Source organism: Pseudomonas sp. 1152_12 (genome assembly GCF_052850675.1).
Genome location: NZ_VXCW01000002.1, coordinates 472698 through 493914, shown reverse-complemented (window position 1 = coordinate 493914; position 21217 = coordinate 472698). Strand labels below are relative to the sequence as shown.

The 21217-nt window shown below is 59.6% G+C and carries 20 protein-coding genes; 15 read left to right on the top strand and 5 right to left on the bottom strand.

Annotated elements, in window-relative coordinates; translation table 11 throughout:
- Window positions 1–26: 26 nt before the first annotated feature.
- Complete coding sequence (locus tag FW764_RS04915) at window positions 27–989, top strand: alpha/beta hydrolase (RefSeq protein WP_446432998.1); 963 nt, start codon at window positions 27–29, stop codon at window positions 987–989.
- A gap of 99 nt (window positions 990–1088) precedes the next feature.
- Window positions 1089–1895, top strand: coding sequence for a hypothetical protein (locus tag FW764_RS04910; RefSeq protein ID WP_446432997.1), 807 nt, complete (start codon window positions 1089–1091; stop codon window positions 1893–1895).
- Window positions 1896–1959: 64 nt separating this feature from the next.
- On the opposite strand, the gene prmB is transcribed toward FW764_RS04910, so the two are convergent.
- Entirely contained in the window at window positions 1960–2868 is a 909-nt protein-coding gene (gene prmB, locus FW764_RS04905; RefSeq protein WP_446432996.1) for a 50S ribosomal protein L3 N(5)-glutamine methyltransferase, read from the bottom strand.
- Window positions 2869–3107: 239 nt separating this feature from the next.
- Between prmB and FW764_RS04900 the strand changes: the two genes are divergently transcribed.
- The 5 genes from FW764_RS04900 to FW764_RS04880 all read left to right on the top strand — a co-directional run bounded on the left by FW764_RS04900 (window position 3108) and on the right by FW764_RS04880 (window position 5903).
- Window positions 3108–3698, top strand: a complete 591-nt coding sequence (locus tag FW764_RS04900; protein ID WP_083357565.1) for a cysteine hydrolase family protein — start codon at window positions 3108–3110, stop codon at window positions 3696–3698.
- 143 nt (window positions 3699–3841) lie between these two features.
- Window positions 3842–4162 carry a hypothetical protein gene (locus FW764_RS04895; RefSeq protein ID WP_446432995.1) on the top strand — a complete coding sequence of 107 codons (321 nt, stop codon included), beginning with the start codon at window positions 3842–3844 and terminating at the stop codon, window positions 4160–4162.
- A gap of 75 nt (window positions 4163–4237) precedes the next feature.
- Window positions 4238–4795, top strand: coding sequence for a Smr/MutS family protein (locus FW764_RS04890; RefSeq protein ID WP_446432994.1), 558 nt, complete (start codon window positions 4238–4240; stop codon window positions 4793–4795).
- A 78-nt stretch (window positions 4796–4873) separates the two neighbouring features.
- The gene (gene folE, locus FW764_RS04885) at window positions 4874–5419 is read left to right on the top strand and encodes a GTP cyclohydrolase I FolE (protein WP_083357562.1); all 546 of its coding nucleotides are present in this window, start codon (window positions 4874–4876) and stop codon (window positions 5417–5419) included.
- A gap of 112 nt (window positions 5420–5531) precedes the next feature.
- Entirely contained in the window at window positions 5532–5903 is a 372-nt protein-coding gene (locus tag FW764_RS04880; RefSeq protein WP_446432993.1) for a glutathione S-transferase N-terminal domain-containing protein, read from the top strand.
- Window positions 5904–6027: 124 nt separating this feature from the next.
- Here the strand turns inward: FW764_RS04880 and FW764_RS04875 are convergent, their stop codons facing one another.
- Both FW764_RS04875 and FW764_RS04870 read right to left on the bottom strand, forming a co-directional pair.
- On the bottom strand, window positions 6028–6630 hold the full coding sequence (locus FW764_RS04875) for a glutathione S-transferase family protein (RefSeq protein WP_446432992.1): 603 nt from the start codon (window positions 6628–6630) through the stop codon (window positions 6028–6030).
- Window positions 6631–6640: 10 nt separating this feature from the next.
- The gene (locus FW764_RS04870; protein ID WP_446432991.1) at window positions 6641–7807 is read right to left on the bottom strand and encodes an aminotransferase-like domain-containing protein; all 1167 of its coding nucleotides are present in this window, start codon (window positions 7805–7807) and stop codon (window positions 6641–6643) included.
- An 81-nt stretch (window positions 7808–7888) separates the two neighbouring features.
- On the opposite strand from FW764_RS04870, the gene FW764_RS04865 reads away from it, so the two are divergent.
- The 3 genes from FW764_RS04865 (at window position 7889) to FW764_RS04855 (ending at window position 10524) form a co-directional block, all read left to right on the top strand.
- Window positions 7889–8323 (top strand): MarR family winged helix-turn-helix transcriptional regulator, encoded by a 435-nt coding sequence (locus tag FW764_RS04865; protein ID WP_446432990.1) that lies wholly within the window; start codon window positions 7889–7891, stop codon window positions 8321–8323.
- Between the two features lie 188 nt (window positions 8324–8511).
- Window positions 8512–9873, top strand: a complete 1362-nt coding sequence (locus FW764_RS04860; RefSeq protein WP_446432989.1) for an NCS2 family permease — start codon at window positions 8512–8514, stop codon at window positions 9871–9873.
- A gap of 12 nt (window positions 9874–9885) precedes the next feature.
- Complete coding sequence (locus tag FW764_RS04855; protein ID WP_446432988.1) at window positions 9886–10524, top strand: LysE family translocator; 639 nt, start codon at window positions 9886–9888, stop codon at window positions 10522–10524.
- Here the strand turns inward: FW764_RS04855 and FW764_RS04850 are convergent.
- Window positions 10502–15787, bottom strand: coding sequence for a dermonecrotic toxin domain-containing protein (locus FW764_RS04850; protein WP_446432987.1), 5286 nt, complete (start codon window positions 15785–15787; stop codon window positions 10502–10504). The two genes, FW764_RS04855 and FW764_RS04850, sit on opposite strands and share 23 nt — an antisense overlap.
- Window positions 15788–15943: 156 nt before the next feature.
- Window positions 15944–16297 carry a hydroxyisourate hydrolase gene (uraH, locus tag FW764_RS04845; protein ID WP_446432986.1) on the bottom strand — a complete coding sequence of 118 codons (354 nt, stop codon included), beginning with the start codon at window positions 16295–16297 and terminating at the stop codon, window positions 15944–15946.
- A 389-nt stretch (window positions 16298–16686) separates the two neighbouring features.
- Here uraH and puuE point away from each other — a divergent pair, with 389 nt between their 5' ends.
- The 5 genes from puuE to FW764_RS04820 all read left to right on the top strand — a co-directional run bounded on the left by puuE (window position 16687) and on the right by FW764_RS04820 (window position 21180).
- A complete protein-coding gene (gene puuE / locus FW764_RS04840; RefSeq protein WP_094951456.1) occupies window positions 16687–17613 on the top strand; it encodes an allantoinase PuuE in 927 nt (308 codons plus the stop codon).
- Complete coding sequence (gene uraD, locus FW764_RS04835; RefSeq protein ID WP_446432985.1) at window positions 17610–18125, top strand: 2-oxo-4-hydroxy-4-carboxy-5-ureidoimidazoline decarboxylase; 516 nt, start codon at window positions 17610–17612, stop codon at window positions 18123–18125. Before puuE ends, uraD begins: the two co-directional genes overlap by 4 nt.
- Window positions 18126–18203: 78 nt before the next feature.
- The gene (alc, locus tag FW764_RS04830) at window positions 18204–19199 is read left to right on the top strand and encodes an allantoicase (protein ID WP_446432984.1); all 996 of its coding nucleotides are present in this window, start codon (window positions 18204–18206) and stop codon (window positions 19197–19199) included.
- Window positions 19200–19323: 124 nt separating this feature from the next.
- Window positions 19324–19827 carry an ureidoglycolate lyase gene (locus FW764_RS04825; protein WP_375070746.1) on the top strand — a complete coding sequence of 168 codons (504 nt, stop codon included), beginning with the start codon at window positions 19324–19326 and terminating at the stop codon, window positions 19825–19827.
- Window positions 19828–19878: 51 nt separating this feature from the next.
- On the top strand, window positions 19879–21180 hold the full coding sequence (locus FW764_RS04820; RefSeq protein ID WP_446432983.1) for a urate hydroxylase PuuD: 1302 nt from the start codon (window positions 19879–19881) through the stop codon (window positions 21178–21180).
- The last annotated feature ends 37 nt before the right edge of the window (window positions 21181–21217 follow it).

Below are 21217 nucleotides of genomic sequence, written 5' to 3'. Positions count from 1 at the left end.
ACCGGCACCCTCCTCATGATGGCGCGATGATGCTACGAGTTTTGCTTTTGACCCTGACCCTGTTTTCCAGCCTTGGCTTCGCCGCCTCCCCTGTCGTGCTGCAACGGCCCATCAGCCTGGACACTGGCAGCGGCGAGCTGTTTGGCTCGCTGTTACTGCCCAAATCCGACAAGCCAGTACCGGTAGTGCTGATCATTGCTGGCTCCGGGCCCACCGACCGCAACGGCAATAGCGCCGACGGCGCACGCAACGACAGCCTCAAGCGCCTGGCCTGGGTACTCGCCCGGCATAACATTGCCAGCGTGCGCTATGACAAGCGCGGCGTGGCCGCCAGCCTGGCGGCCACGCCCGACGAACGCAACCTCACGCTGGACGCCTACGTGGCCGACGCCGTGGCCTGGGGCAAGCTGCTCAAAGCCGACAACCGCATGGGCCCGTTGATTGTACTGGGCCATAGCGAAGGCGCGCTGGTCGCCGCCCTCGCCGCACCGCAACTTGATCCAGCCGGTGTCATTTCCTTGTCCGGCAGCGCCCGCCCGGTGGACCAGGTGATCCGCCAGCAGTTAGCCGATCACCTGCCGCCTGCCCTGTTGCTGCGCAGCAATGAAATCCTCGACCACCTCAAGGCAGGCCAAGTGGATGCCGATGTACCGGGCCCGCTGGAAGGTATTTTCCGCCCCAGCGTGCAGCCGTATCTGATCAGCCTGTTTCGCGCTGATCCGTCAGCCGCCTTCGCCAAGCTGAGCATGCCGGCGCTGATCGTCCAGGGCACCAACGATATCCAGGTCGGCGTCGCGGATGCCCGGCAACTGAAAAACGCCAAGCCCGACGCACATTTGACGGTGATCGAGGGCATGAACCATGTGATGCGCATCGTGCCCAAGGATGTGAAGGAGCAATTGGCCTCCTACAACGACCCGAAATTGCCCCTCGCCGCCGAACTGGGCGAGCGCATCGTGCGTTTTATCGACGGACTTCAACCCCGTTGAGCGACTATTTGCCTCCAGTCCTGTGAAAAGCGGCCGATAAGCCCAGGGTCGACAGTAAAAAGACTGTCGACTCGCAGGGCTTGGACAGGATCGCGCCGCATGACAACCACAGACGCTACACCAGAACCCATCGCCGACACCCCGGCCGAAAAAACCGAGGCCGTCGAGGTGGCGGCACTGCCGTGGGCGGACGTGCAGGCTGAGCATTTCAAGATGCTGCGCCTGGCGCCCCTGACCACGGACCGCGCCACCGGCGTGCGGCCGTTGCGGTTTGTACAATTCGGCTATGCCGAACGCCACGATAAACACCACAGCCTGTTGCGCATGGTCATCCAGTTGCCGGGCCAACGGGTACGGCGCGAGCAGAACCACTTGGACATCTGGGTCGATCACGATAAACACCGCGTGCACTTCGGCCCGGGCAACAGCCTGGAAATCGAACCGGCCAACCGTGGCATCGGTCGCTTTCTCGTCGCCCAAAGCGCGGCGTGGGCGAAAAAGAAGTGGTCACACTACCGCGTCGACGGCGTGGACCTGGCCAACAAAGACGCCCTGAACGAAGCCACGCGCCTGCGCCGCGATCACTTCCTGCGCATCCAGGGCTTTGATGTGGCCTACGCCGATGTGCAGCACCTGAAAGGCATTGTGCAGCCGGGCAAAGTCAGTGAAGTGCTGGACAGCTGGAATACCGAGAAGGTGCAGTTCGTGGAAATCCTCGAAGCCGCACAGATGCTGCAACAGGCCGAGCAGAACCTGGCAGAGCAGGAAGTGAAGCTGCGCAAGGAAGAGGAAAAGGTCACCAAGTTCAAGCGCGAGGACAGCGGCTTGCGCTTTACCATCACCTGCCTAGTGGCGTTTACCGTGTTTCAGGCGGGGTTGCTGATCTGGATTGCGACACACCGATAATCAGGCAGGCACGCAATTGAGAATGTGGGAGCAAGCCCCTCCCACATTGATGGTGTTTCTTCAGTTAAACCCGGGCGGCAAACACTGCTTGATGCTCGCGGCACTGCTGCGCCGTCAACATAAACACACCATGCCCGCCGCGCTGGAAATCAAGCCAAGCGAAATCAACTTCCGGGTACAGCAACTCGACGTGCACCTGGCTGTTGCCGACTTCGACAATCAGCAAGCCTTTCTCGGTCAGGTGGTCCGCCGCCTCGGCCAGCATGCGCCGCACCAGGTTCAAGCCATCATCTCCGCAGGCCAGGCCCAGCTCCGGCTCGTGCTGGTATTCGTCCGGCATGTCGGCGAAGTCTTCGGCATCCACATACGGCGGGTTGGACACGATCAAGTCAAAACGCTGGCCCGGCAAGCCATCGAAGCCATCGCCTTGCACGGTATAGACGCGCTCATCGACGCCATGCCGCTCGATGTTCTGGTTGGCCACTTCCAATGCTTCGAAGGACAGGTCACCCAGTACCACTTCGGCGTCCTGGAACTCATAGGCACACGCGATGCCAATGCAACCGGAGCCGGTGCACAGGTCGAGGATGCGCGCTGGCGGTTGGGCCAGCCAGGGTTCGAAGCGGTTTTCAATCAGCTCGCCAATCGGGGAACGTGGGATCAATACGCGCTCATCAACGATAAACGACATGCCGCAGAACCAGGCTTCCTTCAATAGGTAAGCGGTGGGCACACGCTCGTGGATGCGACGGTGCAGCAAGCGCTGTACGTAGGAGATTTCCTCTTCTTCCAGATTGCAGTCCAGGTAGCTGTCGGCAATTTCCCAAGGCAAGTGCAAGGCGCCGAGCACCAATTGCCGGGCTTCGTCCCAGGCGTTGTCGGTGCCATGGCCGAAAAACAGGTCTTCCCCATGGAAACGGCTGACAGCCCAACGGATGTGGTCGCGCAATGTGCGCAGGCGGGATGTGATCACTGGGGCAAGCTCCTGGAAAAAACGACTGGCGATTCTAACAGCCTTCGCCTGTCCCTTCGATGGATGAAACCCCTTCGCCATCCGTCGGATTTCACCCAATTTGCCATCATTGGGTTAAACAAGTCACCCACTTGACATGGCTGCACGTCAACAACGGCGTACCTTACGATGGTAGCGATTCACAGAACCGCTCAGCCAGTGGACAATGTCACAAAAGCCCCCCTCACAGGAGCCCCAGAATGTCCGTTCCAAAGACGATGTTTCAACTCAGCGGTCGCGGTTACGCAGCAGCCAACCTGAACCATGCGACCCTCGTGATCATCGACGCCCAGAAGGAATACCTCAGCGGCCCACTCGCCCTCTCGGGCATGGACGCAGCGGTCGCCAACATCCAGCAACTGGTCGCCGCTGCGCGCAACGCCGGGCGGCCGATCGTACATGTGCGCCACTTGGGCACCGTCGGCGGCCTGTTTGACCCGCAGGGCGAGCGTGGCGAATTCATCCCCGGCCTGGAACCCCTCGGCGATGAAACCATCATCGGCAAGCTGCTGCCCAGCGCGTTCCACGGCACCGGCCTTGAAAAGCACCTGCAAGACCTTGGCTCCCTGGACCTGATCGTCAGCGGCTTCATGAGCCACTCCAGCGTCAGCACCACCGTTCGCGCGGCCAAGAACCTGGGCTTTCGCTGCACGTTGGTGGAAGACGCCTGCGCAACGCGCGACTTGCCTTACAAAGGCGGCATCCTGAGTGCCGAACACGTGCAACAAACCGAAATGGCCATCATGGCCGACAACTTCGCAACCCTGGCGTTGACCAAAGATCTGATCTGATCGACCTTCTGATGAGCGGCGCGGCAATGTTTTATTGCCCCGCTCATCCGCAAAACCTTTTCATTTTCTGCAATTGCCTCAGGCACAGGAACAACCTGTGTATCTTCCGGTCGAAGGGCCGATACCCTGGAGGAAAGGTCGGAATGAAGATATCCGATGGTTTTGATGCTCGTCGCTTGCGCCCCAAGGGCCCGAGCAACTGGCGTCTGCGCCTGGTAGCCGGCTTTGCCGCGCTGCTGGCCATTGTAGGTTTACTGCTGGCGGGTGCCGGTGGCGCCGGCTTGTTTGGTCATTCGCCAGCGCTCGGCGAACTGAACGCCAGCCCGGGCGGCTCGGCTATCTTGTTGGCAATCGGGCTGTCGGTGCTCTGGTTTGGCGTGTGGTTATGGCGTCGCAGCCGTCGACGGATGCGCCAGCCGTTGTCGCTGAACATTGCTTCACACCTGATGAAAAAGCACGACTGATGGCGCTTGGATAGCGTTTCCTGCGCCCTGGCCGCCGCGATTTAGGTAAACTGCCCGCCCTTCGCGGAGGCTGACATGCAAGACGACGATTTTTCCCTGTTCAAGAACGAGCTGCGCGGCGTCAAGCCGCTCAAGCACGACCGCGCCGACACCGGCAAACCCAAGACCGACCGGGCGCAGATCGCCAAGCTGCGCCAGGCCGCGACCGTGCGCACCGACGCCACTACCGTCGATGGCCTGTCAGACCAATTCGTGATCGACGTCGGCCCCGAAGATGAGCTGATGTGGGCCCGCGACGGCGTGCAGGAAAGCCAGATGCGCAAGCTCAAGGTCGGCCAGATCCCGTTCGAGGGCAGCCTGGATCTGCACGGCATGAACGTGGAAAAGGCCCGCGAAACCCTATGGGCCTTCCTGGCCGAAGCAACCAAATTCGAAATCCGCTGCGTGCGCGTCACCCATGGCAAGGCCGTGCGGCTGGACGGCAAGCGGCCGATGATAAAGAGCCACGTCAACACTTGGCTGCGCCAGCATGCCCAAGTGCTCGGTTTTACCTCTTGCCAGGCCCGTCACGGCGGCGCGGGTGCGGTGTATGTGATGCTCAAGCGCACGATGATGGAAGGGCGCGACGAGTAACAAGTGCCATCGTCAGGCTTGCAGCGATGGGTCCGCCACCGTAACCTTGCGCTTTGCGAAAATCCCACAGGTAGTTTCATGTCCCTGGAACAGAATTACACAGAGATCCTCGGCCAGCTCGGCGAGGACGTCTCCCGCGAGGGCCTGCTCGACACGCCAAAGCGTGCCGCCAAGGCGATGCAGTACCTTTGCCGCGGCTATGAGCAGACCCTCGAAGAAGTCACCAACGGTGCCTTATTCAGCTCTGACAACAGCGAAATGGTGCTGGTGAAGGACATCGAGCTGTACTCGCTGTGCGAACACCATCTGCTGCCGTTTATCGGTAAAGCTCACGTCGCGTATATCCCGAGCGGCAAAGTGCTGGGCTTGTCGAAAGTCGCACGGATTGTCGACATGTATGCGCGCCGCCTGCAGATCCAGGAAAACCTCAGCCGCCAGATCGCCGATGCCGTGATGCAAGTGACCGGCGCACTGGGCGTTGCGGTGGTGATTGAAGCCAAGCACATGTGCATGATGATGCGCGGTGTAGAGAAACAGAATTCGTCAATGATCACCTCGGTGATGCTGGGTGAGTTCCGCGAGAACGCGGCCACCCGCAGCGAATTCCTCAGCCTGATCAAGTAACAGGCTGCGTAGGAAAAAGCCGGCGTTCATCGCCGGTTTTTTTTCGCCCCCAAATCATGTAAGCAATTCAGGTAAGATGCGGCCCTCTGTAATGGGCAAGAGGTTTTCAGCCATGTTCGTCAAAGCACTTCGAGTGGGCCTCGGCCACGTCATTATCGCGGGCGACTTCATTACCCGCCCACGCAAAAAGCAGCGCCCCGCCGAACAACAGGCGCAGGTGAACGCTGCGGCCAAGAGCTTGACCCTGTATCAGTTCCACGCCTGCCCGTTCTGCGTGAAAACCCGTCGTACGCTGCACCGCCTGAATGTGCCGGTGGCGTTGAAGGATGCGAAGAACAACGCGCAAGACCGACAGACCCTGCTGGAACAAGGCGGCAAGATCAAAGTGCCGTGCCTGCGCATCGAAGAGAATGGCCAGACCACCTGGATGTATGACTCCAAAGTGATCATCGACTACCTGGACAAGCGGTTTGCTGCGGTCTGACAAACACTGAAGATCAAATGTGGGAGGGGGCTTGCTCCCGATAGCAGTGGATCAGTCAACCCATAAAGTGACTGACACACCGCGATCGGGAGCAAGCCCCCTCCCACATTTTGACCGCCTGAATTCAGTCCAGCATGGCTACGTGTTTCGGATGGCCGGCCACGCGCTTGAGCCACGCCTGCACCGCCGGGTAAGGCGCCAGATCAAAACCGCCTTCATGCGCCACATGGGTGTAGGCATACAGTGCGATATCGGCAATCGAATATTGCTCGCCCACCAGGTACGGCGTGGCTTGCAACTGACGCTCCATCACCTTCAGCGCCTTGTAACCGCCCTTATGCGTGGTTTTGTATTCTTCAAGACGATCTTCCGGCATGTTCAGGTAGAACTGGATAAACCGCGCCACGGCGATATACGGTTCGTGGCTGTATTGCTCGAAGAACTGCCACTGCAACACCTGAGTGCGCAGGCGCGGCTCGCTCGGCAAAAACTCGCTGCCATCGGCCAGGAAGTTGAGGATCGCATTGGATTCCCACAGGCACGTGCCATCTTCCAGTTCCAGCACCGGGATCTTGCCGTTAGGGTTCTTGGCCAGGAATTCGGCGGTCTGGGTGTCACCGTTGAGGATGTCGACATCGACCCACTGGTATGGAATGCCCAATAGATTGAGCATCAATTTGACCTTGTAGCAGTTGCCCGACCTGTAATCGCCATAAACCTTGTACATGAGGCTCCCCTTATGCCGCTTGCGCGTGCTGTGCTTGACGGACCACCGCGGCCAGGCGCTTGAGACCTTCGTCCAAACGGGCCGGGTCGATATGGCTGAAATTGAGCCGAAACGAACCAAGGTGCTGGTCCGGCTCGGAAAAGAACGGTTCGCCGGGCATGAACGCGACGTTCTGATCTAATGCTTGCGCCAACAAGGTGCGGGTGTCGAGCGGTTGTTTCAAGGTCAACCAGAAGAATAATCCGCCCTGAGGCGTTTGCCAGTCGGCCAAATCACCGAAGTGGCGCTCAAGAGCGGCCTGAAATGCATCGCGGCGTTCGCGGTAAAAGCTGCGCAGTTCCGCCAGATGTTGCTGGTAGCGCTCGGTGCCGATCCACTGCATCGCCTGCCACTGGCCAACGCGGTTGGTGTGCAGGTCCGCCGATTGCTTGAGCTTGAGCAGGTGCGGGAACAGGTCCGGGCTGGCGATCAGGTAACCGACGCGCAGGCCTGGCAACAAGGTCTTGGAGACCGTGCCGGTGTAGATCCAGCTGGCTTTCTTCAGGCGCCCGGCAATCGGCTGCGCACTGCCGCCATCGAAGGTCAGCTCGCGGTAGGGTTCGTCTTCGATCAGGGTCACACCGAACTCATCGAGCAACGCCGCGACAGCTGCTCGCTTGGCCTCGCTGTAGCGCACGGCCGAAGGGTTCTGGAAGGTCGGGATCAGGTAGATGAACGCCGGCCGGTGGCGTTCGAGGTTGTCGCGCAGGGTGCCCAGGTTCGGGCCATCAGCCTCCAGTTGCACGCTCAGGCAGTCGGCGCCGAACAATTGGAAGATCTGCAAGGCCGCCAGGTAAGTCGGGCCTTCCAGCAGCACCTTGGTCCCCTTGTCTATGTACAACTTGGCCGCCAGGTCCAGGGTTTGCTGGGACCCGCTGACCACCAGCACCTGGCTGGCCTGGCACGGTACGCCCAACGTGCGCGCCTCGGCGGCAAGCCGTTCGCGCAAGTGCGGCTCGCCTTCGCTCATGCCGTATTGGCCAATGTTGAGCGGCATGCCTTCCCAGTTCAGCGCGGGCAACATGGCTTCGGCGGGCAGGCCACCGGCGAACGACATCACCTCCGGGCGCTGGGCCGCCGCGAGAATTTCACGGATCAAGGAGCTTTTGAGGCGCGTAACACGTTCAGAGAAGGCCATAAGGTCACCGGTAGCGAAGCCTGTGGGAAATACGTCAAACTGGTTGACCGAAATTACGACGACTTGGGTAGATACGTCAATATGCTTGACCTTAAAAACCAGAGCAGCCAGCAACAAGCTATGGAAGCCTTCTTCTTCGGCTATCAGGCCTTTACCGCCAAGGCCGACGAGATGCTTGAGCGCCGTGGCCTGAGCAGGGTGCACCAGCGCATCGTGTTTTTCATCGCGCGCTACCCTGCCTTGAGCGTGAAGGAGCTGCTGGAATTGCTCGGTGTGAGCAAACAGGCGCTGAACATGCCGCTGCGCCAGTTGCAGGAGATGCACTTGGTCAACAGCGTCGCGTCCGAGACCGACAAGCGCAAACGCCTGCTGGAATTGAGCGACGAAGGCCTGCGTTTCGAACAGTCGCTGCGCCGCGAACAGGTGAAGCTGTTGCAGCGCGCGTTCAGTGAGGCCGGCGAAGAAGCGGTGGCTGGATGGCTGGCGGTAAACCAGGCGCTGAGTGCCGTGAATTAGCCTTTCATCCACTTTCGCCCATACATTCGAAAACATTATTTGCTTTATTTGTATACAAAAGCATAATTCGCTTCGTGCGAGTTCCTGACCTATTGGTCAACAAAAACCCGCCAGTACCTCAAAGCGCTGTTGCCCACACCTGTGACCGGCGCTGGAAATAACAATAAAACTCTTGAGGAGTACTCGCTGTGGAAAGCCGAAAATCCGAAGCCCCAACGCTGGACCTACCCCCGCCAAGCCTCACCGCCACAAAGCATGGCTGGCTGGAGCGCCTGTTCAAACTGAGCTTGCATGGCACCACAGTGAAGACCGAGTTGATCGCCGGCCTCACCACCTTCATCACCATGGCCTACATCATCTTCGTCAACCCCAACATCATGGCCGATGCTGGCATTGATCACGGCGCGGCGTTTGTTGCCACGTGTATTGCCGCTGCACTGGGTTGCCTGTTGATGGGCCTGTACGCCAACTGGCCGGTGGGCCTGGCACCGGGCATGGGCCTGAACGCGTTTTTCACCTACACCGTGGTCGGCACCATGGGCTACCACTGGGAAACGGCGCTGGGTGCGGTGTTTATCTCGGGCGTGCTGTTCATGGGCCTGACTTTGTCGCGCGTGCGCGAATGGCTGCTCAACAGTATTCCGGTGAGCTTGCGCCATGCCATGGGCGCGGGCGTCGGTTTGTTCCTCGGAGTGATCGGCCTGAAAACCGCCGGCATCATCGTCGAAAGCCCATCTACCTTGATCAAACTCGGTTCGTTGCACGAGCCCGCACCACTGCTGGCGGCGCTGTGCTTCTTGTTGATCGCGATCCTCAGCTACCACCGCGTGTTCGGGGCGATCCTCATCAGCATCATTGCCGTAACCCTGGCCGGCTGGGGCCTGGACCTGGTGCACTACAACGGCATCCTCTCGACGCCCCCGAGCCTGGCACCGACCTGGATGGCCATGGACGTAAAAGGTGTATTCAATATCAGCATGATCAGTGTGGTATTTGCCTTTCTTTTTGTGCACATGTTTGACACCGCCGGTACACTGATGGGCGTTGCACAGCGCGCCGGGCTGGTGGGCGCCGATGGCAAGATCCAGAACCTGTCCCGTGCATTGAAAGCTGACAGTGCGTCCAGCGTGTTCGGCGCCATGGTTGGTGTACCTCCGGTGACCAGCTACGTGGAAAGTGCTGCTGGTGTGGCTGCAGGCGGTCGCACCGGGTTAACTGCGGTGACCGTGGGCGTGCTGTTTGTGGCGGCGATGTTTTTCGCCCCACTGGCGGGCATGATCCCCGCCTATGCCACCGCAGGCGCTTTGATCTACGTGGCGATGCTGATGATGGCGAGCATGGCCCATATCAATTGGGATGAAGCCACCGACAGCATTCCGGCGATTGTCACAGCGATCATGATGCCGCTGACGTTCTCGGTCGCCGACGGCATCGCCCTGGGCTTTATCACGTATGTGGCGCTCAAGGCCGGCACCGGCAAGTACCGTGAGATTTCCATCAGCCTGTGGGTGCTTTGCGCGATTTTCATCGCGAAATTCATATTTCTATAAAAGGAGCAAATGATGAACCTGGATACCTGGCTGCTGTTCAGTAGCGCAGCTTTGATTGTGATCCTGATCCCAGGGCCACTGTCACTGCTGATGATCAGCAACAGCCTCAACTACGGTTTGCGCCGCTCTTACCCGGCTTTTCTGGGCGGGGTGTCTGCGTCGATCTGCCTGTTGAGTGCCTCTGCCCTGGGTCTGGGTGCGTTGTTGCTGGCGTCGGAACGGCTGTTCAGTGCCTTGAAAATCGTCGGCGCGGCCTACCTGTTCTACCTCGCCTGGCAGAGCTGGCAGCAGTCGCGCCAACCGAGCCAGGGCGCGGTGGTGCCGGCCGCCGCGGCGACACCACGGTTGCGCACGCTGTTTGGACGGGCCTTTGTACTGGGCGCCAGTAACCCCAAAGACATCCTGTTTTTCGCGGCCTTCCTGCCGCAGTTTCTCAGCAGCCAGCAACCGTTCCTGCCACAGCTGTTGATCATGATCGCCACCTGGACCGTGCTCGACCTGCTGTGCAAATTGGCCTACGGCCTCGGCGCCCATGGCGCTGCGCGGTATTTGCGCAGCGGTTCAGGCCAGAGCTGGTTCAACCGGGTCAGCGCTGCATTGTTCAGTTGCGCCGGTGTGGTGTCGCTGATCAAGACTCGGGGAGCAATTTGATAAAGTACACGGTAGGCGATTTGACCCTCCAGTCAGGCCAGTGAATGCCTGCCATAATCCGAATTAAGCGCTTCTCGCGAAGCGCACGGATGACCTCGGCCGTTAACTTCACGCTGCCTGCATCGGGCTTTAAAGACAACACCCAGCGGTCCGTAAGCCTGGCCCCCCTCCTGAAAGATCCCTTCTCAATCCACTGGAAGGAAATGTAGTAAACCGATGTTGGAGAACGGGGGTGAGTGGCGATCAACCCCCGGGTAGGATTGTTGTAGCGTTCTCCCTCAAGCGCCTGGAGCGTGAAGCCTTGCTGCTCCAGCACGACCCTGACTGCCGAACGCTGCGCGCCCTCTCTCAGCGGCGCAACCGACCTGCCTCCCAACCGTAGACTCGGATCCAACGGGGCAGGCAACGTGAAGTCGACGCGTGTGAAACCCGGCGCTTCGCCATCGTAACCGATGAAGGTAGATTCGCCAGACGTTTGCAGGGGCCGCAGCATCCGCAGTAACTCATCGGTCTGGCCTGGCCTTGCGGGTGCAGGGGGCAACCAATTGTCCAGCGTCGCACGGGTATTGAGCAGATGACTGGCCGTTGCACTGTACGAAGAATCTGCCAATTCAATCATCCTTCTGCTTGCAAACTCTCGACTTGGCGCTGTCATAGTGGGGAAAGCCGCCCCCACAGACTCCGGCACAGGCCTGTCGAACAAGGGCGCATGGATCAGCCAATCACCGGTTGGAGAACGTGATGCGGGAAGAGGCTGCTCATTAAGCGCCGTCGTTGTCCAACGCTCAATATCAACACGGGCCGATGAGATCAACGGCTCATCTCGATGGATAAATACTATGCCGTTCAACGGCGCCTGATCACCCTGGGGGAGCAACCTGTAATAACCGCACAGCGGATGCATCAGGTCGACATACGGCGGGGCAACCCGCAGGACATTGTGGGGAAAACCTTGAGGATCCGAGGCAATGTGATAGACCCCGGGGGCTGGGGAAGTCACATCCGAATTCTGGAGTGAGGTGCGCCAATTCAACCAATGGTTAGTCGTCGGAACTGACTGAAGAATTGCCTGTTCCGTAACCGTGCGCACAACAGGGGGATACCAGTCCACCGGCGTCGCCGAGGGCGCGAGCCACGGGTTGAGCCCACTCGAGCTCGTTCCCGCCACCGGTTGCGGCGCATCGGCGCCCAGTAGCCATTCCCTGGGCTGATGAATGGTCAAAATCAGTTCGTCTTGCCCTGGTGCCTGCTTGTTTTTCAGGCGAAACGACGACTCATCGCTGCGCCGATAAAGCGGGTAATGGTGCGTGTCATCTGCCACAAAGGGTTCACCGTTTTTCACATACACGCCTTTCTCTCCCGGCCCTTTCAACGCCACCGCCCCCTCAGGCGTGCCCTTGATCCTGAAGTGCTCCAGCGCGTTGAGCTGAGTCACGGGGGACGGCGCCAGGCGGGGAGTCTCGCTCGTCGTCATGCGCAAGCGGTGTATCCGCCCCAAGGCCGACCTGAGTGAGGGGCGAACACCGCGAGTCGCCGTACCGCCCACCTTCTTCGGGCCGGGGATAAAATTCGATAACAGGTCGATCGCCATAAATCCGCTCATAAAGCCCACATCGACCGCATCGCGAGGGTCGCCAAAACGGTGATAACGTCGGGCTACGAGCAGTAGCTCATAGAAGTCATTGAACATCCCGAATAGCGGGCTGAAAAACGCGACTAGCCTGCGTTTAGTCGTATCGCTTTGCTCGCCTAAGCGATGGACTCTATAGTCCTTGAGCGCCTTGCCGGAGCGGCTGGCAGCCTGGGCCTGACGTTGCAGCCCAAGCACGCTGGCGCGGTACAGCAATGCCTGGGCGTCGCTGTGGGACGTGGCGACAATCGCCAGCCATTCTTGCGGATCACTGGCAATTTGCTCAAGGGTTTGCGCTTCGATCTCATCGAGCAATGCCGTCGGTTCCAGATGTTTAATACGGAATGAGCGAATAAACTCGATGCCCTGCCATACCCCTTTCACTAGGAAAAACGTGGGCGTCGCATCGAGCACGCTGAATACCTGACCGAACTCATCGGCGTTGGCCGGATGGTGACTGATCGCCTCAAATGCCCAGCCGGGCGCGATCTGTCGCGCCAGCCTCTTGAGATTTTCAGGCAATGCGCCAATACGGTTCAGCGCGTCATGGGCCTGCTGCAGGCTGGCATACTCGGTGAGCACCGTCGCTTGCTCAGCCTCGGGCCAATAGACCACACACAACCCGGAGCGCTTGTCGTGCACCACCACTATCCCAGCGATGTAGCGATCATGCTGCAGTGTGTGGCCCACCAAATGAACCACGCACAGTTGCAGCTCATGCTTGTTTTTCAACAGGTCTTGTGGCGTACGTGCCGCCATCGCCGTGTTGAATACACTTTGTGCATTCGCCGACAGCCCTCGTTGCGTCGCCGCGAACAGATGATGCGCAAAGCCCGCTTGCAGCGTGCGATGGAGTAACTCGGGAATGCGCCCTTGGCTCAGCGTGTGATTGATGTGATTCGGCGGGTAAAACACCTTGTTGATCAAGGCGTCATACTGACCACCGATATCCAGCGAAGACACCATACGAATCAGATAGTCGACATTGAGCTGTTGTTGCCAGTCGGGTTGCAGAAAACGCGCGTGGTTAAACCGCCACCGCGTCCAGGGCGCCAACGGGTCCATGTTATGCAGCACCAGTTGCAGCAGGCTGAAGGTTGTGCGCTTAAGGCTTGGGGTCAGAATTATGTTGCGATCACCCACGCTACAGGCGCTTGAATACCCACAATAGCTGCCTTGAACATCATCGGGTAAGTCAATGAAGTCTTGCTCAATATCAAACCCTGGAGAGATGCCGTCCGCACGCAAACGCGCCGTCAAAGCGCGACGGGCAAATGTGCCCACGTCGGGAAGGCAGTGCTCAAGCCGGGCTTTAAAGGCAAAAGCCCCACTGAGGTAAACCCGCTGCAAGCGCTTGAAGTGGGTGCGCTGGGCACGCGTTGCCTGCGCCAGCCACGCCGGCCAGTTTTTCGTCTCGGACGCGGCCTTGCGCAGCAACTCGACATTCGCCTGGGCCTGGCTTAGAGCGCTGTTGACGGGAATTTCCAACTGTTGCTCCAGCTCGGCCTTTAACAGCGCGCGGCTTAGCTCGACATCCTTGACCTCACTGAAAATACGCGTGATGTCCTCGGTGCTGTTCAGCAAGCGGCTGTAGGTCCCAAGCAGCTTCTCGATTGACGCCAGCGCAGGCTTTCTGTCAATGGGCACGTAGCGCAGTGCCAACGTTTCACGCATCGCATGGGCCCGCAAGTCGTTACGTTTATCGCGCTCGACACAGCCCCATAACACCGAGTCGTCCCGGCTACTCAGGCTCGCCTTGACGCTTCGGGTCAAGGCGTCCAACCCGGCAAAAGCCGTCACCCCGCCACCCGCCCCGAACACGTACAGCACCACCGGAAGCTGACGCGCCGGCACCCTCACCGCCGCCGCTGTAGTCACCAGCCATAGGTTATGCAGTGAATAGAAAGCGTCTGGCTCAGTGCCCACCGCGATCGACAGCACCTGGGTTTTACTGCCCAAGCGTTGTTCCGGCGAAGGCCGCTCCACGACTTCGATCACCAGGTCCCGATGCACCGTGCTCATGAGCTTGAGCTGGTGTTGCAACTCTACCTCGCACCGCAGCGCCTCGGTTTGGGCGCTCATGAACAGAGTGCCTCGCCGGGGAGTTCCCGCCCCACCTGGGCGCTCAGCCCAAAAGTCTTTCTCGCCCAGCCGATGCTTCGCATCGTGCGTCAACATCTTCAATGTTTGGGCATAGACCTTGAGCTGGTTCACCCGCGATACGAACTGCAGATACGCGGGCGTCTCTGCACTGGGATCCTGCGGATCCAGCAGCGCGACGAGGCCTTTCTCGTAACGCTTGACCTGCTGCTCTACGGTGCGCAAGGCCAGGCCAGGCGCGGTACTGGCAAAGATAATTTCCGCGCTTCGTCGTTGCTGATCCCACCGGAGCAATTCGTTACGCACGGCGCCCAGCCGTGCGCTGCCGACCAGCTGCTTGCGGGTACCCTCTACGTACGCAAGAAACAGCGCGGCATCCAGCGGCTCAGGCCGAGGCCGTTGCGTAGAAAACACGTGGCCGTGATAGATCATCGCAGCACAGGCCAATTCGTTGTTCCATTGCTCACTCAACAACGCCTGCGCGCCCACCTCCAGCGCATCCCCCATCACTTCCAAGCCACGGCCGACACTGGACGCCGGGGACAAATCCGCGGGCCGACAGAGCTTAGTGCGACGGTTTAATGGCAGGCACTGCCAGAGATCGTGAAACAGCGCCCTGTGCAACTCCAGCACGCCACACTGCAGCGCGACGAAGGAGGGGTACTCGTAGAAGTTGCGGACGACTCCCGGCAAATACATCACATGCGGCATGTCGCTGGGGTCGCCTTCACGAAAGAAATGCAAGGCACCGGGGATCGTCAGTGCCGGCGTACCGGGCCACATCAGTTGGCCCACCCTGACACTCGCCCAGTCTCCACCTGCGCGCTGGCGTGCTTGCGCGGTCGGGGCATCGATCACGGCCTGCACCATGCCCATTCCCGTTTTCGATAGCTCGTCCAGTTGCCGCGCCATGAAGGCCCGGTCCGCAAAGAGTTCCTTGCTCAGCTCCACCCAGCGCTCTCGGCGGGTCAGCCAGGAGCCCCGCGCCAGGCTGTCCCAGTAGTCGGTTTGCGCACGGGACAAGCGCTCGAACAGCCTCAACGCGATGACTCGCTGCAAGACCTGCAACGGTGTGTCAGGCAACCGCCGGTTCGGATCACCCTTGACGCTCAGGACGGTAAATTGATTGGTGTTGATCGGCACCGCGGGCTTGACCAGCAGCAACAACGCCCGCTGGGTCAAATTGTCGACTTTCGGCGGCACACCTGGAGCCCCGGACTCGGTAAACAGCACGCTGTCCGGATCAATCTCAAAGGCTTTGCGCAGCTCGGCGCGGATCACCTTTAAGACTTTGGGTGCGCGCCCCATCAAGCGTGTGAGCGCCTGTGCCGACTCCTTGCACCGCCAGTCGGCAAGGCCGATCTGATTGATCTGGCGGCTGGGATGGGTATAGGTGTTAATCCGTCGTCCCAGTTGATCGCGAATGACCTGCAACGCGGACTCGGCAGCGATCTCGGCGTCGATGATGGCGGTTTTTTCAGGTGAGCGATTGGAAGGCGGTGTAGCGTGCGGGTGAACGGCAGACGAAGTCATGGAGTTTTCTGCTCTATGAGGAAAACACCCAGCCTAAGCAACACTGACGCGCGAAAGGCGCTAGATAGTTGAACGTGCACTGCGCAAAAAAAGCCCGCAGTGTGCGCGGGCAAAAAACCAACGAAGAGCTTTGGAGGTGTGAAGCGAGGTGACGACTCAGCTGCCGCGGTAAGTGGAATAGCTGTAAGGCGAAATCAGTAGCGGGACATGGTAATGGTCCTGTTCGGCGCTGATGCCAAAGCGCAGTACCACCACGTCGAGGAAGGCCGGTGCAGGCAATTGCACGCCACGGGCACGGTAGTAATCGCCGGCGCAAAATTGCAGTTGGTAGACACCGCTGCGGTAGTCGTCGCCTTGTAGCAGCGGTGCATCACAACGGCCATCGCTGTTAGTGGTGGCGCTGGCAACCAGCTCCAGCTGCGCACCTTCGACGCGGTACAGCTCAACCTTGATTGCGCTGCCGGGGCAGCCGTGTGCGGCGTCCAAAACGTGTGTGGTCAAGCGTCCCATGGCGTCTGCGCGCCTCCCGAAGTCAGTAGATAAAAAGACCGCACTTTTTCAGGGCATCAAAAAAGTCGGTGGCGGCCAATTAAGACACTTTTTAAAAAAATTGTACACAATAAAAATCACACGCTCAGTGATGCTCCCGACTGCGTTAATCGACAGGGCAATTGAAGGGGAATCCTTGCTTTCAAACGACCTTTTGTCCATTAACTGACCAGTTAGGCAAGTTTCTTGCTAAGCCATATGCACAGTCCTCCGCAGAAAAAATGCAGAAATGCAGGCTTACAAAGTTGCCGATAAGTTGTATACAATCACTCATCGCTGTGACGCCACCCAGTCTTTTCACTGCCCGGCCGCCACACACATCGCTACCACGAACAAGAAGGAAGACTGCAGTGAGCGCTGACTACCCACGCGACCTGATCGGTTACGGCAGTAACCCTCCTCACCCCCACTGGCCGGGCAAGGCACGCATCGCGTTGTCTTTCGTACTCAACTACGAAGAAGGCGGCGAGCGCAATATTTTGCACGGCGACAAAGAGTCCGAAGCCTTCCTCTCGGAAATGGTTTCGGCCCAGCCGCTGCAAGGCGAGCGCAACATGAGCATGGAGTCGCTGTACGAATACGGCAGCCGTGCCGGCGTGTGGCGCATCCTAAGGCTGTTTAAAGAATTCGACATTCCGCTGACTATCTTCGCCGTGGCCATGGCCGCCCAGCGCCACCCGAACGTGATCCGCGCGATGGTCGCCGCCGGCCATGAGATCTGCAGCCACGGCTATCGCTGGATCGACTACCAGTACATGGACGAGGCCCAGGAGCGCGAGCACATGCTCGAAGCCATCCGCATCCTCACCGAGCTGACCGGCGAGCGCCCATTGGGCTGGTACACCGGCCGTACCGGCCCCAACACGCGGCGGCTGGTGATGGAGGAAGGCGGCTTTCTCTACGACTGCGACACCTACGACGACGACCTGCCCTACTGGGAACCCAACAACCCCACCGGCAAGCCGCACCTGGTGATCCCCTACACCCTGGACACCAACGACATGCGCTTCACCCAGGTGCAGGGTTTCAACAAGGGCGATGATTTTTTCGAGTACCTCAAGGACGCCTTCGACGTGCTGTATGCCGAAGGTGCTGAAGCACCGAAGATGCTCTCCATCGGCCTGCATTGCCGCCTGATCGGCCGTCCGGCGCGCCTCGCCGCCCTGAAACGTTTTATCGAGTACGCCAAAGGTCATGAACAGGTGTGGTTCACCCGCCGCGTCGACATTGCCCGCCACTGGCACGAAACCCACCCGTACACGGGAGCGGCAAAATGACTGCGTTCCAAACCTTGAAACCGTCGAGCCTGAGCCGCGACGCATTCGTCAACGCCTTTGCCGACATCTACGAACATTCGCCATGGGTGGCCGAAAAGGCCTTCGACCTGGGCCAGGACAGCTCGATCGATGAGATCGAAACCCTGCACCAGCGCATGAGCGACATCCTGTTGAGTGCCGATCACGCCAGCCAGCTGGCGCTGATCAACGCTCACCCGGACTTGGCCGGCAAAGCTGCCGTCCAGGGCCAGCTTACCGCAGCCAGCACTGAAGAACAGTCTGGCGCGGGTATTCACCAATGCTCGAGCGACGAGTTTTCGCGCTTCACCGAGCTGAACGACGCCTACAAGGCCAAGTTCAAGTTTCCCTTCATCATGGCGGTAAAAGGCAGCAACCGGCACCAAATCCTCGCCGCGTTCGAAACGCGCATTCACAATTCGGTGGAAGCCGAGTTCAAGTGCGCCCTGGCCGAGATCAATAAAATCGCGTTGTTCCGATTACTGACCCTTTAGCAGACCTGGCCCGAGCGCTCATGACGCCCAGGGCCTGGCGAGCATCCCAAGCCACTTAATCTAAGGCAGACAAGAAGAATGAAAGCGCAACCCGTACCTTTCGAAAAGTTCGTCAACCTGGCCGACGCCCGTCTGGGCACCAAGATCATTTCAGTGACCGATGATTGGTTCGCTGACGCCAATCGCCTGTTCCAGCCGACCCCGGCCGTGTGGAAGGAGGGCGTTTTCGATGACAACGGCAAGTGGATGGACGGCTGGGAGTCGCGCCGCAAGCGCTTCGAAGGCTACGACAGTGCGGTGATCCGTCTGGGCGTACCCGGCTCGATCAAAGGCGTGGACATCGACACTTCATTCTTCACCGGCAACTACCCGCCGTCGGCGTCCCTGGAAGCCTGCTTCCTGACCTCGGGCGAACCTGACGACAACACCCAGTGGGTTGAAGTGCTGTCGGCCGTTGAGCTGCAAGGCAACAGCCACCACTTCCACGAGATCAACAACGATCAGGCGTTCAGCCACTTGCGTTTCAACATCTACCCGGATGGCGGCGTGGCCCGTCTGCGTGTGTACGGCGTGCCGTTCCGCGACTGGTCGTCGGTGGGTGACAACGAACAAGTCGACTTGGCCGCAGCCTTGAACGGCGGCCGTGCCCTGGCCTGTTCCGATGAACACTTCGGGCGCATGAGCAACATCCTTAACCCAGGCCGTGGCATCAACATGGGCGACGGCTGGGAAACTGCGCGTCGTCGTACGCCAGGCAATGACTGGGTGATCGTCGCGCTGGGCCACCCGGGCGAGATCGAGAAAATCATCGTCGACACCCTGCACTTCAAGGGCAACTACCCGGACACCTGCTCAATTCAGGGCGCGTTCGTGAAGGGCGGCACCGACAGCCAGATCGAAACCCAATCACTGTTCTGGCGCGAACTGCTGCCAGTGCAGAAACTGGAAATGCACGCTGAACACACGTTTGCCGAGCAGATCAAGGCACTGGGGCCGATTACCCACATCCGCCTGAACGTGTTCCCGGACGGTGGTGTGAGCCGCCTGCGGGTTCTCGGTAAGGTAGCGAAATAAGGGTGAGCCCAATCGCGGGCAAGCCCAGCTCCCACAGGGGTACGCGGTCAAATGTGGGAGCCGGGCTTGCCCGCGACAGCGGTAGACCAGACACCATCAAATTCGACAAATTAAGAAGACAGCCATGCGCACACTGATGATCGAACCCCTGACCAAAGAAGCCTTCGCGCCTTTCGGCGATGTTATCGAAACCGATGGCAGCGATCACTTCATGATCAACAACGGGTCGACCATGCGCTTTCATAAACTGGCGACGGTGCAAACCGCCACGCCTGAAGACAACGCGATCATCAGCATCTTCCGCGCCGACGCGCAGGACATGCCGCTGACCGTGTGCATGCTGGAGAGACACCCGCTGGGCAGCCAGGCGTTCATACCGCTGCTCGGCAACCCCTTTCTGATCGTGGTCGCGCCACTTGGCGATGCACCTGTATCGGGCTTGGTCCGCGCCTTCGTTACCAACGGCAGGCAGGGCATTAATTACCATCGCGGCGTCTGGCACCACCCGGTGCTGACGATCGAAAAGCGGGATGACTTCCTGGTGGTTGATCGCAGTGGCACCGGCAATAACTGCGATGAGCATTTTTTCAAAGAGGATGAGCGGTTGATCCTCGCCCCCCACCAATAAGAGAAGGTCTGATCACCCGACAACAAGGGTGACAGGCGAGAGGTAAAGACTGTGGAAGCACATTTGATGGAATGGCTGAACCTTAGCGTGCGCTGGGTTCACATGATCACCGGCGTCGCGTGGATCGGCGCTTCCTTCTATTTCGTCTGGCTGGAAAACAACCTAAATCGCGTCAACCCCAAGGACGGCCTGGCCGGTGACTTGTGGGCGATCCACGGTGGCGGTATCTACCACCTGGAAAAATACAAACTGGCTCCACCGACCATGCCGGACAACCTGCACTGGTTCAAATGGGAGGCGTATTTCACTTGGATGTCGGGCGTCGCGCTGCTGTGCGTGGTGTTCTACGCCAACCCGACCTTGTACCTACTGGCCCCGGGCAGCAGCCTCAGCGGTGCGGAAGGTGTGTTGCTGGGCCTCGGCTCGTTGCTGGCCGGCTGGTTCATCTACTCCTTCCTCTGCGACTCCGCACTGGGCAAGCGCCCCGCTCTACTCGGCCTGATCCTGTTCGTGCTGTTGATTGCCGCTGCGTACGGCTTCAGCAAAGTGTTCAGCGGCCGTGGCGCCTACCTGCATGTGGGCGCCGTGATCGGCACCATCATGGTCGGTAACGTGTTCCGCATCATCATGCCCGCGCAGCGCGCGCTGGTGGCGGCGATCGCGGAGAACCGCACACCCGATCCGGCGCTGCCGGCCAAGGGCCTATTGCGTTCGCGACACAACAACTACTTCACCTTGCCCGTGCTGTTCATCATGATCAGCAACCACTTCCCGAGCACCTATGGCAGCCAATACAACTGGCTGATCCTGGCCGGTATCGCGGTAGCAGCGGTGTTGGTGCGTCACTACTTCAACACTCGGCATAACAGCCAGAAATATGCGTGGACCTTACCAGTGGGCGCCTTGGCGATGATTTGCCTGGCTTACGTGACCGGCCCAAAACCGCTGGCGACCGCACCGGACGTGGCCAAGGCACCTGCCGCAATCGAATACCAGCCACTGCCCGAAACGGCGTTGGGTGGCGGCCTGAAACCAGCTGCACCCGCCGCCCCGGCAGAACCGGCTGCGGCACCTGCACCGGCCCAGGCATCGATTGATTTCGATAAGGTGCATGGGGTGATCCAGGAACGCTGCGCCGTGTGCCATTCGGCCAAGCCCACCAGCCCGCTGTTCAGCACCGCACCGGCGGGCGTGATGTTTGATACACCGCAGCAGATCCAACAAATGGCACCACGGATCCAGGCGCAGGCGGTGGCGAGCCAGATCATGCCACTGGGCAACATCACCCAGATGACCCAGCAGGAGCGGGATTTAATAGGTACTTGGATCAACCAAGGAGCCCGCACAAATTAACTGATTCACACAGAACCCCATGTGGGAGCGGGCTTGC